The organism is Methylobacterium sp. J-077, from assembly GCF_022829365.1.
Classification (GTDB): Bacteria; Pseudomonadota; Alphaproteobacteria; order Rhizobiales; family Beijerinckiaceae; genus Methylobacterium.
Genome location: NZ_JAKSYJ010000145.1, coordinates 1 through 460, shown reverse-complemented (window position 1 = coordinate 460; position 460 = coordinate 1). Strand labels below are relative to the sequence as shown.

The window sequence follows — 460 nt, the reverse complement described above, 5'->3', positions numbered from 1 at the left end:
TTGGTTGCGGGGACAGGATTTGAACCTGTGACCTTCAGGTTATGAGCCTGACGAGCTACCGGGCTGCTCCACCCCGCGCCAAGGTTGTTCGGCTGGTCCGGGCTGGCGTTGCGCGTTGTGGCGCGGTCCGGGGCCGTAGCGTGTGTCGTGTCGAGGGATCGTGTTGTCTTGCGATGTGCGGGTCTGGCGGCGACCGACTCTCCCGTGCCTTGAGGCACAGTAGCATGGGCGCTGGCGTGTTTAACGGCCGAGTTCGAGATGGGAGCGGGTTCTTGGCACGCCGCTCGAGCGACCAGACCGGCGCATCGCAATTGTTTTCGGACCTGGCCTTCGCAGGGTGCTGCGACGGCGGGGGTCCGGTTCGGCCAGCATGCAGCTGTCTGCTGCGGGTCTTTCTGCGACCGTGTCGGGGTGGTCGTCAGCCTAGCGGCTGCCGGTCACGCACGGACACGGATCACGG

At 65.9% G+C, this 460-nt stretch carries 1 tRNA gene and 1 rRNA gene; both read right to left on the bottom strand.

Features of this window, described 5'->3' with window-relative positions:
* Position 1: 1 nt before the first annotated feature.
* A tRNA-Met gene (locus MKL11_RS17715) sits at positions 2–78 on the bottom strand.
* Between the two features lie 103 nt (positions 79–181).
* A 5S ribosomal RNA gene (gene rrf, locus MKL11_RS17710) occupies positions 182–297 on the bottom strand.
* Positions 298–460: the final 163 nt, after the last annotated feature.